Here is a 16,386-nt window from a genome sequence, read left to right as displayed (position 1 = left end):
CATTTTTTATTTATTCAGTTATTGGATAAACACACCACGCTGCATGGCAAGCCTCAAGAGATGGGCTTTGTCATGAGCAGGGTTTTGCGACAACAAGGCTTTCAGTGCTAATTCAAACTCGGGATATTCCTCCAGTCCGAGATGCCCAAGCGCGGCAACAAACAGGCAATGCTGCTGATGAGCGGATTGACGGTCAGCATCCAGCGCGACTAAATCAGGTAGCGAGACCGCGAAGAAGTCAGGTTCTGAGCGATCGTTAAAATGCTCATCTGCCCAGGTAATAAAGCTGCGGAATTTCTGCTGAGCCAGGGTCTTGTCGCCGATTCGCGCCAACGCCATCGCTTGATAGAACAGGTAGTCGACAGGCTGATCGTTGTAGTAACGCCCCGCCTCCAGAGTGGAGCCGCCTTCCAGCGCGCGTTCAAAATAGTGCTGCGCACGTTCTGTCTGTTGCAGTTGCTGCGCACACCAGCCGAGCAGATACCAGATATCGTTATCGCTTTGGCCCACTAAGCGCCCTTCACCGAGGTTTTCGGGGTAGCTCAGCGCCTGCTGAAGTAACGCTTCCGCTTTGCCAAACTGCTTATCGGCAATCGCCTCCAGTGCCCGACGTTGCAGGTTAATCAGATACTGCCCGGTCACTTTGCCCTCCCCGCCTTCCCATGGGTGGAATTTACGTTGAGCCAACACCTGAGCTGCGGCATCAGTTTCACCATGAATGTTCCATAAGCTGAGTAACTCAGCGGTCAGATCGTCACGTTTGAGTACTACATCGCGGTGCGCAGCGAGGTTCGCCAGACGCTGCTCGGTTGAGCGCCCGGTGAGTTTTTGCAGATAATCGAGTTCAAACAGGAAGCGGGCATTTTCCGGTTCACGCTCAACCGCCCGTTGCAGATACTGTTCCGCCATTTGCGCATCGTGTTGCTTATTCCAGGCATGGATCCCCAAAACACGCTGCACCGCACCAAACTCAGGCAACTGCTGCGCTGCAAATTCCCAACAAGCGACCGCTTCGGAATAACGGCGTTTGCTGTACCAGAAACAGCCCAACAGATATTGCGCGAAGCCATCGTGCGGCAGACATTGCAACATCTGTACTTCATCGAGCGTGTTAGGGAAACGCACTTTGCGAGCAAAGCAGTCCTGCGCTTGTTTCACGAAAGCAAGTTGCTGTGCGTGGTCGCTTTCTAAAGCCGCTCGCCACAGCATCGGCATCGCTTCTTGTGAATCGAGAACGCTCAACATCTTTTTGGCGGCAGTGTCCAGACCCAGGCTCACCAGCCATCCCGCCAGAACACTGGCATTGACGCCGCGCCGCCCGGTGACTCGCACCAGTTCAGCTTTGTCAGTTTCGTTTTGCGTGATGGCCCAGCGTGCGTAATGCAGCACGTAGCTCAGCGGATACTCTTCAAGCTGCTGTGTAATCCACCGCTGTGCCTGCTGCGAAGCCCCTGTCTGGTGCAAAACCAGGGCTTTCAGCCCCATTGCCAGATTATTACCGCCATTAAACTTCAGGCTTTGATTCACAAACACCAGCGCCTGGACCGCATCACCTTTTCGTAAAGCCAGACGTGCCAGCGCGTAAAATGCAGCATCGCGGCAGTTACCACTCCAGCTTGCTTTGAAGTAATCATCAAACGCCCCGTCACAGTCTCCTTGTTTCTCTTTTGCTGCACCGCGCAGCATGCTGGCGTCACCATTTTGTGGGTTCTTGTTCAGGCGATGGGCACGTTTCAACGCCGCATCCGCCAACTGTTCAGCAAGCGCCCAGTTAGCACGGTTAAATTCAAGCTGTCCGAGTGCGACGTTGCAGCGGTAATCTTCGGGGTCGAGCGCCAGCGCGCGCTGGTAGTAATCGAATGCCGAGCGGCTGGCGTGCAGGTACTGCTCCAGGTGCTGGCCGATAAAATACAGCTCGTCGCAGTTTGTGATTTCATGCGGTTTAGCGGGAACGCAGGCCGGTTGCGGCAGAGGTAAATCTTCTGGAATGTGCTCGCAGTAACTGAGAATGAGGTTGCCGTGTGCGTCACGAAGATTCAGCGTCAAACGCTGCGGCCAGTTGTCTTCGAGGGTATCTTGCCACGCCTGTGCCGGTTGCAGCGTCAGCGACGTTTTCCAAAGCAGGTTTCCAGCCGATTCAATTTCAAGCGAGGCGTCAGTCAGCGGCGCGATTGCATAGACACCAAGGTGCAGGTCACCACCGTGGCGCTCCAGTTTTATTGCCGCCTGGGTGTTGGCATTCTGCAATGTGCCAAGCTGGCTATATGGCAGGAAATTCTGTACGAAGATTTTCTCTTCATAGGGCGCAATCCAGGTGAAATCCGGCTGATTGTCGGTGAAGACGCCGGTCATCAATTCGATATATGGACCGTTCTCATCGGTCAAATTGCGGTCCCAGGCCTGGCCGAAATCGCAGTTACCCCATGTCCACTGCTTTTTGCCAGGTGAAACATGGTGATCGGCGATGTGCAACAGCCCGCCCTGCTCGCCGTGATGGTATGCGCCGACAAAATCGTAATCTGATTTATCCGCCATGTACGACGTCGGAACGGGGATGTTTTTGTAGCGTGAGATGTCGACACCCGCGGAATAGTCGACTTTGTAGTACGTCCCCTGGGCAACCGGAAAGGCAGAAACATCGCGTTTGCCGTGATCAAATACCGCAGTGACATCCGGTGGGAACACGCTTTGGTGCTCATCGCCGCCTTTAACTGCGGGGTTCGCCCACCATAAGAAATGACGTGGTGTCGCGTTGCCGTTGAACACTTTGCCGGTAATTTCGATCAGCGCTTTTTCAGGATACAGCGTAAAACCGGTCATCACCTGCAAGCCGCGCATGGGTTCCACTTCACCCAACCAGACGGTCTGCGCACCGCTTTCATGTTTCTGGAACGTCACATCGACCGGCATGAAGGTGGTTGGGCGATGGTGCTGTGGCCAGTTAAATTCAATGCCGCCGGAAATCCATGGTCCCACTAACCCCACCAACGCCGGTTTCACCACTTCGTTGTAGTAAACGAAGTCACGCTCCATCACTTTGTCATATGCGCGGTGAATACGACCGCCCAATTCAGGCAGCAACATGACGCGGATAAAATCGTTTTCAATCCACACGGCTTTGTAATTACGCATCTCACGCTGGCCGGTGAGAGTGTCAATGACACCGTAAGGATAAACGGCACCTGAAGATCCCTGATACACACGGTTTTCCAAAAACATCGGATTCGGGTCTTCCGCACCGGCAGTCCAGGTGGGTAAAGCAATGGTCTCTTGCCAGACGTTAACGGCTCCGTACATTTCGACTCTCCAGTAAAAAATTAACAGTTAACCAGGATATGTTTGCAGTGTATTTGACTCATCACGGCTTAAAATGCTTAATGCTCACGCAATATAGTTAACGGAGTTAAGTGAAATGCAGACTTCAGGGTTGAATAACCAACGGGTGCGACAGATAAATCGCCAGACCATGATGAAGCTGGTGTGGCAACATAAGCGGCTCAGTAAGTCACAGTTTTCCCAGTACACCGGTCTTTCGATCCCGGCGGTGAGTAAGATCCTTGAAGAGCTGGTCGCGGATGGAAAACTCAGCCATTCCCATGAAAATCTCAGCAATCGGGGGATCAACAGCGGCAGCTACCAAATCCCGCCCGACGGTGATTTCATTCTTTGCATGAATGTGACCCCGACCAGCATTGAGAGCCAACTTTGCGACGCCCAGCTTTCGCCGCTCGGGGAATTTGAAACCATTCATACCCACGCCTCAACACCGCAAGCATTGCTGGCTGCCATAGAGAGTGTCTGGCGCAACCAGGGTAAAATCTGGCCGAAAAAGACCATTAATCTCGCTTTAGGTATTCACGGGCAGGTCGACCCGATAACCGGCGTATCACAAACGATGCCGCAAGCACCGTGGCGCGAACCGATAGAAATTAAATATCTGCTAGAAGAAAAGCTTGGGATCTCAGTGCGGGTGGATAACGACTGTGTGATGTTAGCGTTGGCGGAAAAATGGCAAAACCCCAGCAGCCGCCAGGATTTTTGCGTCATCAATGTGGATTACGGTATCGGTTCTTCGTTTGTGATAAATGGGCAGATTTATCGCGGTAGCCTCTATGGCAGCGGCCAAATTGGCCACACGATTGTGAACCCCGACGGCATGGCGTGCGACTGTGGAAGATACGGATGCCTTGAGACTGTAGCCTCACTCACTGCGCTAAAAAAACAGGCGCGGATCTGGCTAAAATCACAACCCATCTCGCCAAAACTCGACCCTGAAACATTAACTTCAACGCAGTTAATTACCGCCTGGCACGAAGGTAACGAGCAGGTACGTCGCTGGGTTGAGAGTGCCGCCAACGCCATTGGACTGAGTTTGTATAACTTCCTCAACATCCTCAATATCAACCAGATTTGGTTTTATGGAAGAAGTTGTGGGTTTGGGGATGAGTGGCTTGCGACCGTCGCTCGGCAGATTGGCTTTAATCCATTTGATCACGGCGATGCGCTAAAAGTGAATGCCACCCAGATTAGCTTTGGGCAACTCACACGACCGCAGCAAGTGATGGGAATTGGCTATTTGTATGTAGAAGCCGCGCTAAGTGAGGAATAAGACATGACCCAGGCAGCATTGATTTTTTGTGGGCTTTTATTGGCAGGATGTGCAGCTCAAACCGTTAACACGCCTCCCCCTTTATCGCCGATGGATGAATGTATCCAGGCGACCAAAAACAATGATACGGCCGGGGCGGCGAAGAACTGTAGTTTGGTGACGCGCGATCGGCGGTAGGACATAAAACAACAAAGCCCACATAACGTGGGCTTTTGAAGATCTTACAAGCTAAGGATTACGCGTAAACCGGCAAGCGGGCGCAGATATCCAGAACTTTCTTCTTAGTGCGTTCGATGACCGCTTCGTCGTTGATGTTATCTAACACATCACACATCCAGCCAGCCAGCTCGCGAACGTCAGCTTCGGTGAAGCCACGACGCGTTACCGCAGGTGTACCGATACGGATACCAGAAGTCACAAATGGGCTCTTCGGATCGTTTGGTACGCTGTTTTTGTTCACGGTGATGTTTGCGCGACCCAGCGCGGCATCGGCTTCTTTACCCGTCAGATTTTTATCAACCAAATCCAGCAAGAACAGGTGGTTGTCAGTACCGCCAGACACCACTTTGTAGCCACGGTCCAGGAAGACGGCGACCATTGCTTTCGCGTTTTTGGCAACCTGCTGCTGGTAAGTTTTGAACTCTGGTTCCATCGCTTCTTTCAGTGCAACAGCTTTACCCGCGATGACGTGCATCAATGGGCCGCCCTGTGCGCCTGGGAATACTGCGGAGTTCAGTTTTTTGTACAGCTCTTCGCTGCCACCTTTAGCGAGGATTAAACCACCGCGAGGGCCAGCCAGCGTTTTGTGCGTTGTGGTCGTCACAACGTGTGCGTGCGGAACTGGGTTCGGGTAAACGTCAGCGGCAATCAGACCGGCAACGTGCGCCATGTCCACGAACAGGTATGCGCCAACCATGTCTGCGATTTCACGCATTTTTGCCCAATCAACTACGCCTGAATAAGCAGAGAAACCACCGATAATCATCTTCGGTTTGTGTGCTTTGGCCTGTGCTTCCAGGTCTGCGTAATCGATATGACCAGACTCATCAATACCGTAAGGAACGATGTTGTACAGCTTACCGGAGAAGTTGACCGGGGAGCCGTGAGTCAGGTGGCCGCCGTGTGCCAGGTTCATACCCAGAACGGTATCGCCTGGTTCCAGCAGAGTGGTGTATACCGCGAAGTTAGCCTGTGAACCGGAGTGCGGTTGCACGTTAGCGTAATCAGCGCCGAACAGCTCTTTTGCACGGTCGATAGCCAGTTGTTCAACCACATCAACATATTCGCAACCGCCGTAGTAGCGTTTGCCTGGGTAACCTTCAGCGTATTTGTTGGTTAACTGAGAACCCTGAGCCTGCATTACGCGCGGGCTGGTGTAGTTTTCGGAGGCGATCAGTTCAATGTGCTCTTCCTGACGTACTTTTTCTTGCTCCATAGCCTGCCACAATTGGGCATCATAATCGGCAATGTTCATTTCACGCTTTAACATCCGCATCTCCTGACTCAGCTAACAGTAAATATTTAACAGCTTTAATGCTGCCATAAATACAACGGGCAACAGTGTAAACCGAAATACCGCTGGGTAATAGGCCTTGGCAGAGGTTTTTACGCAAACGATTGGCTTGGCATGGAATAAGGGATTGATGGCAAAAGCCCTACAGAAGCTTTCAGGAGTTTTCTTCATCGATGATGAAGAAAATTCATGTTCTGTGAGCTACATCGACACGCCATGTACCCATTTACAAAGTAGTGCTTTTATTTAACATTGCACTCTTATAAGATGCATTTAAAATACAACATTAACTTTCAATGTTAAATCAAGGAGCCACCATGCTTGACGCCCAAACCATCGCTGTCGTGAAATCCACCATTCCCCTACTCGCCGCCACGGGCCCAAAACTTACCGCACACTTTTACGATCGCATGTTCAGCCATAATCCTGAGCTGAAAGAGATCTTCAATATGAGCAACCAGCGCAATGGCGATCAGCGTGAAGCGCTGTTCAACGCAATTTGTGCCTACGCCAGCAATATTGAGAATCTTGCAGTACTGTTGCCTGCGGTAGAAAAAATCGCCCAAAAGCATACCAGCTTCCAGATAAAACCTGAGCAGTACGACATTGTCGGCGGTCATCTGTTAGCAACACTGGATGAAATGTTCAGTCCGGGCCAGGAAGTGTTGGATGCATGGGGTAAGGCGTACGGCGTGTTGGCGGGTGTATTTATCAATCGTGAAGCAGAAATTTACCAGGATAACGCGGCAAAAAATGGTGGCTGGGAAGGCACTCGTGCATTCCGCATTGTGGCAAAAGAGCCGCAAAGTTCGCTGATCACCAGTTTTGAATTTGCCCCGATTGATGGTGAAGCCGTTGCTGATTATCAGCCTGGTCAATATCTTGGCGTGTGGCTAAAACCTGAAGGATTCCCGCATCAGGAAATCCGACAGTATTCACTTACCCGTCGTCCAGATGGCAAAACCTATCGTATTGCGGTGAAACGTGAAGATTCAGGTCAGGTTTCAAGCTGGCTGCACAATCACGCACAAGTGGGTGACGAAGTGCATCTTGCCGCACCGGCCGGTGATTTCTTTATGGACGTCAAAGCCCAAACCCCAGTGACGCTGATTTCTGCTGGCGTCGGTCAAACACCAATGCTGGCGATGCTGGATACGCTGGCGAAAAATGCCCATAGCGCGCAGGTAAACTGGTTCCATGCCGCTGAACACGGCGATGTGCATGCGTTTGCCGACGAAGTGAATCAACTTGGTAAGCTGTTACCGCGTTTTGAGCGTCATGTGTGGTATCGCACGCCGGGCGAAAACTGCCGTGCGCAGTCAAAATTCGACAGTGAAGGTTTGATGGATTTACTCGCACTGGAAAGCAAAATCAGCGCGCCAGATATGCAGTTTTACCTCTGCGGTCCGGTCGTCTTTATGCGATTTGCTGCGGAGCAGTTAGTGAATTTGGGTGTTGCGCAGGACAAGATTCATTACGAGTGCTTTGGACCACATAAAGTGATGTGATTTGGGGCATATGGGATGGGGAGAACAACCCTCATCCCGACCCTCTCCCTGAGGGAGAAGGAGTTTATCCCCTCTCCCTCAGGGAGAGGGTTAGGGTGAGGGCAAACAATGCGAATTAAATCGCGGCGTCGTCTTCTTCACCCGTACGGATACGCACTACGCGCGCCACATCGAAGACAAAGATTTTACCGTCACCGATTTTACCGGTTTGCGCGGTACGAATAATGGTGTCCACGCAGGTATCGACGATATCGTCAGTGACCACGATTTCAATTTTCACTTTTGGCAGGAAATCCACCATGTACTCAGCACCACGGTACAGTTCGGTGTGCCCTTTCTGACGACCAAAACCTTTTACTTCTGTTACCGTCATGCCGGTGATACCAACTTCTGCCAGCGCTTCGCGAACGTCATCCAGTTTGAACGGCTTAATAATCGCATCAATTTTTTTCATGGTCTTCCCGGTTCCCGCACAACTTAAGTGTGCTGCTTGGATACAGTAATTGTGACTTCAAATTACCACAGACTACTCTTTAAAGTCATTGGCATCGAGTTCATGCCGCGAGAGTAATTTGTAGAATTCAGTGCGATTACGCCCCGCTACACGTGCCGCTTGCGTGACATTTCCTTTCGTCATTTGCAGCAATTTGCGTAGATAGTTCAGCTCAAACTGATTGCGCGCTTCGACAAAAGTTGGCAGCGCAGTATTTTCCCCTTCCAGTGCCTGTTGAACCAGCGCTTCGCTGATAACAGGAGCGGAGGTGAGTGCCACACATTGTTCAATCACATTGACCAATTGACGCACGTTACCCGGCCAGCTCGCCGCCATCAGGCGTTTCATGGCATCGGTCGAAAAACTGCGCACGAAGGGTTTATGGCGGTCAGCAGATTGCCGTAACAGATGATTAGCCAACAACGGCACATCTTCAGCACGCTCATGCAAAGCCGGGATCTTGAGGCTCACCACATTCAGACGGTAGAACAAGTCTTCACGAAACTCGCCCCGCTCCATCGCTTTGGGCAAATCCCGGTGCGTTGCAGACAGAATACGCACGTCGATATCGAGGTCGCGATTGCTGCCCAATGGGCGCACTTTACGCTCCTGCAACACGCGCAACAATTTGACCTGCAAAGGAATCGGCATATCGCCAATTTCATCCAGGAATAACGTTCCACCTTCTGCGGCCTGGAACAAACCTTCTCTGCTGCTGACCGCGCCGGTAAATGCACCACGCGAATGGCCAAACAGTTCGGACTCCAACAGTTGTTCCGGTAATGCACCGCAGTTGATGGCGATAAAGGCTTTTTTGTTACGCGGGCTGGCGTTATGAATGGCCTGAGCGAGGATCTCTTTGCCGGTGCCGCTTTGCCCGTTAATCAGCACGCTGACATCAGACTGCGACACCATACGGGCTTGTTCCAGCAAACGCTGCATGATGGGGCTGCGCGTGACGATAGTATCTCGCCACATGTCATCCCCGGCGATTTGCGAATGTGACAGCGCTTCGTCAATGGCTTTGTAGAGCGCGTCTTTATCAACGGGTTTGGTCAGGAAGCTAAAAACACCCTGTTGCGTCGCGGCAACCGCGTCAGGTATGGAACCGTGAGCGGTCAGAATGATGACCGGCATACCTGGCTGCACTTTCTGGATTTCGGCAAATAATGCCATGCCATCCATTTCATCCATCCGCAGATCGCTGATCACCAGGTCAATTTTTTCACGCCCCAGCAGACGCAACCCTTCTGCACCACTTTCCGCCGTTGAGACCGTGTAACCTTCGCTCGTCAGGCGCATACCAAGGAGTTTTAACAGCCCCGGATCATCATCAACCAGCAACAATCTGGCGGGTTTACGCTGCGTCATGGTTTCGCCTCCTGCGCGGGTTTGGTGTTGTCCGGTAACTCGGCAGTGGCCGGTTTACGGTTGGAAAGCTGACGTTCAATATCCGTGAGGTTTTCCAGCTTTCGGGTAGTCAAACTTAACTGGCTTCTGAGGCGCTGCTGCTGCTCGCGCAGCGTATCGAGCTCATTGTCAGAGCTTTGCTGTAATTTGCTGTAGCGCGTGCGTTCGTCAGAAAGCGCCAGCAATGAAGCCTGTCCATCGCGCCAGACCTGGAACAACGAACGCACTTGCGCCGGGACGTCAGCGGTCATGGCATCCAGCTTAGTCATGTAACGACGACGTTCGGTAGGTGTAATTTTGGCGTTAGAGAGCAAAATGCCGCGCTTGAAGGTGTCGCGCCAGTTATCGGATGGCCAGCGGCGGGCTTCCGCTCGTGCCTGAGCAGGCGCTAAACGTTCGGAGCAATCCATCGCACGCAGCCAGTACAGCGGGTTGGTGGTGGAGTCATGGTTCTGGTTTTGCCAGATATCTTCACAATTCGTCGACAAGTAATCAGCCAGTTGATGCTCCGGCTCTTCGACGATTTGTGGATGTTTTACGTCTTTCGGTGCCGTGTTTTGTACACAGCTCGCCAGTAATAACGGCACTAACAACGCTGAGATTGGGCGAATCGAAACAGAGCTGCCAGGGCGAGATAACCAGCCGTTACGCAGCACGCTAAAAATTGTCACTTTCATTTTTTATTTTTTCTCGGGAAATACAGGCAACTCGATACGGAAGCAAACATCTGCCGTTTCATCGTCAATCAGGTGCAATTCGCCATGCATACGACGAATACAATCCAGGGCAATACTCAGACCCAGACCGCTACCTTTTACTGCACCTTTTCGCTGGTGGCTTCCCTGATAAAAAGGTTCAAAGATCATCTCTCGCTCTGCACGTGGAATGGGGTCGCCAGTATTTGCGACATCAATCTGGAGCATGTTACCCCTCTGCGAGCTTCGTAGATAAATGGTACCGGATTCAGACCCATAGTGCACCGCATTGGAGTAGAGATTATCCAGCACGCTCGCTAACAACATGGGTTCAGCCAGGCAAGCCATCGGGCTTAAATTGCACTCGGTACGCATCATTTTAGCCCGTGCTGGCAAACTGTGAGCGGCAATAATCGCATCCATGAGTGGCCCGAGCTCAACTTTCTCCAGTTCGACCGGTACGTCTGCCAGTTTGCGGTTGTAATCCAATAATTGTTCAATCAATTTTTGTAAGTGACGGCTACTGCTATCCAGAATTTCTACGACTTCTTTTTGATCGTTCGTCAATGGGCCGACGACCTGATCGGCAAGCAGTTCGGTGCCTTCTCGCATGCTGGCAAGAGGGGTTTTTAGTTCATGGGAAATATGGCGTAAAAACTCATGACGCTGGGATTCAAGCCACGAGAGGCGCTCGCTTAGCCAGACAATCCGCTGCCCCACCGAACGCAATTCGCGTGGCCCACCTTTGAATAACACCGTGTTGCCCAGCGAGTGCCCTTCCCCAAGCAAGTTAATCATCCGTTCAATGCCTTTTACCGGGCCGATGATCATGCGCGTGAAGATAATGACCAGCGCGAAACTCAACAGGAATAACACCAGCGCCTGCCAACCAAAGTATTGTCCACGCTCGGCAATTTCTTGCTGAAGTTGCTGCCCACGGGAAAAGACGACCGCCCGAGTGGCTTGCACCATCTCAGCATTTTTATTGGCAAAGGTTTCAAGATTTGCAGCGGCGGCGGTATCGGGCCCGCTATTTTTGCATTTTATGTCGGCAAGGTCGTTTAGCGACTTGCGCAGAACGTCATAAAGTTGATTGTCAGGCAAGACACCCGCATGGGCTTCAAGCATCTGCGCGTAACGCTTACGCTGGCCCTGGTAAAGCGTGGCGAGCGTGGCGTCATCCAGCACGCAGTACTGCCGGTAGCTACGCTCCATTTCCAGTGCCACGTTCGTCATGGCCTGGCTGCGACGAGCATCGACAAGCGTTGTACGGTTGGTGAGCGCCGCTTGATCGCTTAACGCATTAAGGCTTTGCCAGGCTTGCCAGGCCAGAACCAACAGCGGAACCAGCACCAACAAAAAAGCCATTATCACAAGCTGGCGTAAAGAGCGCGGGAAAAAGTGCCACTGGTTCAAAAGCTTCATCTCATTGGGATTGCGAGTTATTCGATGCTAGCGGGGATTGGAGGGAGTTTAAAGTTCAGAAACGACAAAGGCAGAGAATAATCTCTGCCTTTGTTCTGGAATTAGGCGGCGCCTTACTCAACGTTTCGCCCGGAGCATGATAAAGCAGTACGAGACTGGCGATAATCAAAAGTCGGACGGCAGGCACCTTGTGTGCGTCATTCTAAGGTTTATGTAGCACAACCCTTGCGGGGGCTGACATAAGAGGGTGAATGAGCCACTGCGCAGTATTATGCAGCATGCGTGCCATGTTTGCTATTAAGTTTATATATTAATGTTTTTATTATGTTTATTTACTGTATGGCTTATTTGCTGGATTGACTACTTTTCGCTCTTAACGTCGCCATTTAGCAACGCTTTAAACATCTATTTTTTATATATCACAAAATCAATCAGTTAGGTGTCACCTATTTGAGACAGTTATATTTGCCACATGTCGGGAATCGGTGACAAAAAAATCCCCTCGCTCAGCGAAGGGATGTGTTCATTAATGCCGTGCGCCCTCACTCCAACCCTCTCCCGCAGGAGAGGGAGAAATCATACGGTTTTTTAACCAAGCTGCTTACGCGCATTGCGGAAAATGCGCATCCACGGGCTGTCCTCGCCCCAATCAGATGGGTGCCAGGAGTTGCTGACTGTACGGAACACACGCTCTGGATGCGGCATCATAATGGTGACGCGCCCGCTTTCGTTAGTAACCGCCGTTATGCCGTTTGGTGAACCGTTCGGGTTAGCCGGGTAGTCTTGCGTGACTTTGCCGAAGTTGTCGATAAAGCGCAGCGCCACCAGCCCCTTGCTTTCCAGTGCAGCCAGATGCGCCGCATCGCGTACTTCAACGTGACCTTCACCGTGAGAAACCGCGATTGGCATATGTGAACCAACCATGCCCTGTAACAGCAATGACGGGCTGGAGGTCACTTCTACCAGGCTGAAGCGTGCTTCAAAGCGATCTGAATGGTTACGCACAAAGCGTGGCCACAGGTCGCTGCCAGGAATAAGTTCACGTAAGTTCGACATCATCTGGCAACCGTTGCACACACCCAATGCCAGGGTTTGTGGACGATGGAAGAAGGTTTCGAATTCGTCACGCACGCGTGAGTTAAACAGAATCGACTTAGCCCAGCCTTCGCCCGCGCCCAAAACGTCACCGTAAGAGAAACCGCCACACGCCACCAGCGCCTGGAAATCTTCCAGACCGCGACGACCTTCCAGCAAATCACTCATGTGAACATCGATGGCATCGAAGCCCGCACGATGGAAGGCCGCAGCCATTTCAACGTGAGAGTTAACCCCCTGCTCACGCAGCACGGCAACTTTAGGGCGAGCACCTTTAGCGATAAACGGCGCCGCAATATCTTCTTTGATATCGAAGCTCAGTTTAACGTTCAGGCCAGGATCGTTGTCATTGGCTTTTGCTTCATGTTCTTGATCAGCACAGGCCGGGTTGTCACGTAGACGCTGCATCTGCCAGGTGGTTTCTGCCCACCACATACGAAGCTGAGTGCGGCTTTCGCTAAACACGGCATGGCCATCGGCTGTCAGCGTGAAACGGTCACCGGCAACGGCTTTACCGAGGAAGTGAACACACTCCGCCAGACCGTGATCTGCCAGGGTTTTCTCAACGGCTGCGCGATCCGCCGCTTTCACCTGAATCACCGCACCCAACTCTTCGTTGAACAGTGCTGCCAGATGATCGTGACCCAGCGTGGCGATATTCGCCTCCACGCCACAGTGACCGGCAAACGCCATTTCTGCCAGCGTCACCAACAGGCCACCGTCGGAACGGTCGTGGTAAGCCAGTAATTTCTGTTCCGCCACCAGCGCCTGAATCGCATTAAAGAAGCCTTTAAGCTGTTCTGCGCTGCGAACATCAGCAGGCTTGTCGCCTAACTGACGGTAAACCTGAGACAGCGCCGTTGCGCCCAATGCGTTATGGCCAGCCCCCAAATCAATCAGCAACAGGGCGTTATCTTCGGTGTGCAGTTGTGGTGTCACGGTGCGACGTACATCTTCGACACGGGCAAACGCCGTGATAACCAGTGACAGTGGAGAGGTCATCTCGCGCTGCTCGTTACCTTCCTGCCAGCGGGTTTTCATCGACATTGAGTCTTTGCCCACTGGAATCGTCAGGCCAAGCGTCGGGCAAAGTTCTTCACCGACGGCTTTCACGGCTTCGTACAGACCCGCGTCTTCACCCGGATGGCCGGCTGCTGACATCCAGTTTGCTGAAAGCTTGATGCGATTGAGTGCGCCAATTTGCGTAGCAGCAATGTTGGTCAGCGCTTCACCGACCGCCAGACGGCCTGATGCTGCAAAGTCCAGCAACGCAACCGGTGCACGTTCGCCCAGAGACATCGCTTCGCCGTAGTAGCTATCCAGGCTTGCGGTGGTGACCGCACAGTTAGCCACCGGGATCTGCCACGGCCCAACCATCTGATCGCGAGCAACCATACCGGTTACTGAGCGGTCACCGATGGTCACCAGGAAGGTTTTTTCAGCCACTGTAGGCAAGTGCAGCACACGGTTTACCGCATCAGCAATAGTGATATTTCGGCAATCCAGCGCATCGCCCTTCGCTTTCAGGGTTTCAACGTTACGTTCCATTTTCGGGGTTTTACCGAGCAGAACGTCCAGCGGCATATCAATCGGCTGGTTGTCGAAATGGCTGTCGCTGAGCGTCAGATGTTTTTCTTCGGTGGCTTCACCGATAACGGCGTACGGCGCACGTTCGCGGCGGCAGAGTTCATCAAACAGTGGCAACTGGTCAGGTGCAACGGCGAGAACATAACGCTCCTGGGATTCGTTACACCACACTTCCAGCGGGCTCATGCCAGGTTCGTCGTTGAGAATTTTACGCAGGTCGAAGCGCCCGCCTCGGCCACCGTCATTCACCAGTTCTGGCATCGCGTTAGAAAGGCCGCCGGCCCCCACATCATGAATAAACAGGATTGGGTTGGCATCACCTAACTGCCAGCAACGATCGATAACTTCCTGGCAACGACGCTCCATTTCTGGGTTGTCGCGCTGTACAGAGGCAAAATCCAGATCGGCATCTGACTGGCCGGAAGCCATAGAAGAAGCCGCACCGCCACCCAAACCGATGTTCATGGATGGGCCGCCGAGGACAATCAGTTTTGCGCCAACGGTGATTTCGCCTTTCTGAACATGGTCAGCACGAATGTTACCGATACCGCCTGCCAGCATGATGGGCTTATGGTAGCCACGCAGTTCTACGCCGTTATGGCTGTTGACTTGTTCTTCGTAAGTACGGAAGTAACCCGTCAGCGCCGGACGACCGAATTCGTTGTTAAATGCTGCACCGCCCAATGGGCCGTCAGTCATGATATCCAGCGCCGTCACAATGCGGTCAGGCTTACCGAAATCTTCTTCCCACGGCTGTTCAAAGCCAGGAATACGTAAGTTGGAAACAGAGAATCCGACCAGACCCGCTTTGGGTTTAGCACCACGGCCTGTCGCACCTTCATCACGGATTTCACCACCGGAACCGGTCGCGGCACCCGGCCATGGAGAGATAGCCGTTGGGTGGTTATGCGTTTCGACCTTCATCAGGATATGCGCATCTTCCTGGTGGAAGTCGTAGCGGCCTGCTTCGTGATCGGCAAAGAAACGCCCAACCACCGAACCTTCCATAACTGCGGCGTTATCTTTGTAAGCCGATAACACGTAGTCCGGGGTTTTCTCAAAGGTGTTTTTAATCATTTTGAACAGCGATTTAGGCTGTTCAACGCCATCGATAATCCAGTCGGCGTTGAAGATTTTGTGACGGCAATGCTCAGAGTTCGCCTGCGCGAACATATACAGCTCAATGTCGTTCGGGTTGCGTCCCAGTTTGGTGAACGCATCCTGCAAATAATCGATTTCGTCTTCTGCCAGGGCAAGCCCCAGACGAATGTTGGCTTCAACCAGTGCTTCACGACCTTGAGATAACAGGTCAACGCTTTGCACAGGTGCAGGCTGATGATGTGAGAACAGTTGCTGCGCATCATTAAGCGAGTCAAACACGCTTTCCATCATGCGGTCATGCAAAAGTGCGGCAACGTCCTGGCACTGCGCCTGTGTCAGCGTGCTGCCCGTTACATAGTACGCCACACCGCGTTCCAGTCGCTTAACATTGGCAAGCGCGCAGTTGTGGGCAATATCAGTCGCTTTAGAGGACCAGGGTGAGATGGTACCAGGACGCGGCGTGACCAGAATTAAGTGGCCGGTCGGGGCGTGGTCGGCAAGGGTTGGACCATATTTCAACAACCGTTGCAGACGGGCGTGCTCTTCAGCCGTTAGCGGCGCATCGAGATCGGCAAAGTGAACATACTCGGCATAAATGTCGCTGACCGGAAGGTTGGCGTCATTAAAACGGGCCAGTAATTTGTTAATACGAAATGCCGATAAAGCGGGCGAACCACGCAGAATTTCCATCATCAAAGATCTCTCGTCTTCGAAACGCCAGGGGGACGCTTCAGTGGGCGCAAGGGGAAAACGGGCGCCATTATAGATAATCCTCCGCCATGACGAAACCGTTTGCGTATAAATAGTTGGATTAGTTTTCGTTGATGAAACATTAACCAAAAATGTTGAATAAGTTGCACAGTGGCGTTTTGTTAAGCAAAATGCGCCACACCTTATTGTATAACCTCCATTTTTGAAGCCTGTTGTTAGCTAAGACTCGACGCCTTATC

The 16,386-nt window shown here is 52.2% G+C and carries 10 protein-coding genes; 3 read left to right on the top strand and 7 right to left on the bottom strand.

Annotation, left to right across the window (positions count from 1 at the left end; translation table 11 throughout):
• Positions 1–18: 18 nt before the first annotated feature.
• Complete coding sequence (locus tag RHD99_RS05700; protein ID WP_309877874.1) at positions 19–3,297, bottom strand: DUF5107 domain-containing protein; 3,279 nt, start codon at positions 3,295–3,297, stop codon at positions 19–21.
• 115 nt (positions 3,298–3,412) lie between these two features.
• Here RHD99_RS05700 and RHD99_RS05695 point away from each other — a divergent pair, with 115 nt between their 5' ends.
• Both RHD99_RS05695 and RHD99_RS05690 read left to right on the top strand, forming a co-directional pair.
• The gene (locus RHD99_RS05695) at positions 3,413–4,609 is read left to right on the top strand and encodes an ROK family protein (protein WP_309877872.1); all 1,197 of its coding nucleotides are present in this window, start codon (positions 3,413–3,415) and stop codon (positions 4,607–4,609) included.
• Positions 4,610–4,612: 3 nt separating this feature from the next.
• Entirely contained in the window at positions 4,613–4,786 is a 174-nt protein-coding gene (locus RHD99_RS05690; RefSeq protein ID WP_309877870.1) for a hypothetical protein, read from the top strand.
• Positions 4,787–4,844: 58 nt separating this feature from the next.
• On the opposite strand, the gene glyA is transcribed toward RHD99_RS05690, so the two are convergent.
• On the bottom strand, positions 4,845–6,098 hold the full coding sequence (gene glyA / locus RHD99_RS05685; RefSeq protein WP_309877868.1) for a serine hydroxymethyltransferase: 1,254 nt from the start codon (positions 6,096–6,098) through the stop codon (positions 4,845–4,847).
• 341 nt (positions 6,099–6,439) lie between these two features.
• Between glyA and hmpA the strand changes: the two genes are divergently transcribed.
• The gene (gene hmpA, locus RHD99_RS05680) at positions 6,440–7,630 is read left to right on the top strand and encodes an NO-inducible flavohemoprotein (protein WP_309877866.1); all 1,191 of its coding nucleotides are present in this window, start codon (positions 6,440–6,442) and stop codon (positions 7,628–7,630) included.
• A gap of 115 nt (positions 7,631–7,745) precedes the next feature.
• On the opposite strand, the gene glnB is transcribed toward hmpA, so the two are convergent.
• The 5 genes from glnB to purL all read right to left on the bottom strand — a co-directional run bounded on the left by glnB (position 7,746) and on the right by purL (position 16,129).
• Positions 7,746–8,084, bottom strand: a complete 339-nt coding sequence (glnB, locus tag RHD99_RS05675; RefSeq protein ID WP_002438074.1) for a nitrogen regulatory protein P-II — start codon at positions 8,082–8,084, stop codon at positions 7,746–7,748.
• A 72-nt stretch (positions 8,085–8,156) separates the two neighbouring features.
• Positions 8,157–9,494, bottom strand: coding sequence for a two-component system response regulator GlrR (gene glrR, locus RHD99_RS05670; RefSeq protein WP_183270220.1), 1,338 nt, complete (start codon positions 9,492–9,494; stop codon positions 8,157–8,159).
• Positions 9,491–10,210, bottom strand: coding sequence for a two-component system QseEF-associated lipoprotein QseG (qseG, locus tag RHD99_RS05665; protein ID WP_309877853.1), 720 nt, complete (start codon positions 10,208–10,210; stop codon positions 9,491–9,493). Before qseG ends, glrR begins: the two co-directional genes overlap by 4 nt.
• Before the next feature lie 3 nt (positions 10,211–10,213).
• A complete protein-coding gene (locus tag RHD99_RS05660; protein ID WP_373925617.1) occupies positions 10,214–11,653 on the bottom strand; it encodes a sensor histidine kinase in 1,440 nt (479 codons plus the stop codon).
• Between the two features lie 588 nt (positions 11,654–12,241).
• Complete coding sequence (gene purL / locus RHD99_RS05655) at positions 12,242–16,129, bottom strand: phosphoribosylformylglycinamidine synthase (protein WP_309877851.1); 3,888 nt, start codon at positions 16,127–16,129, stop codon at positions 12,242–12,244.
• Positions 16,130–16,386: the final 257 nt, after the last annotated feature.

Source organism: Buttiauxella selenatireducens (assembly GCF_031432975.1).
GTDB lineage: Bacteria > Pseudomonadota > Gammaproteobacteria > Enterobacterales > Enterobacteriaceae > Buttiauxella > Buttiauxella selenatireducens.
This window is presented reverse-complemented; position numbering and strand designations above follow the sequence as displayed.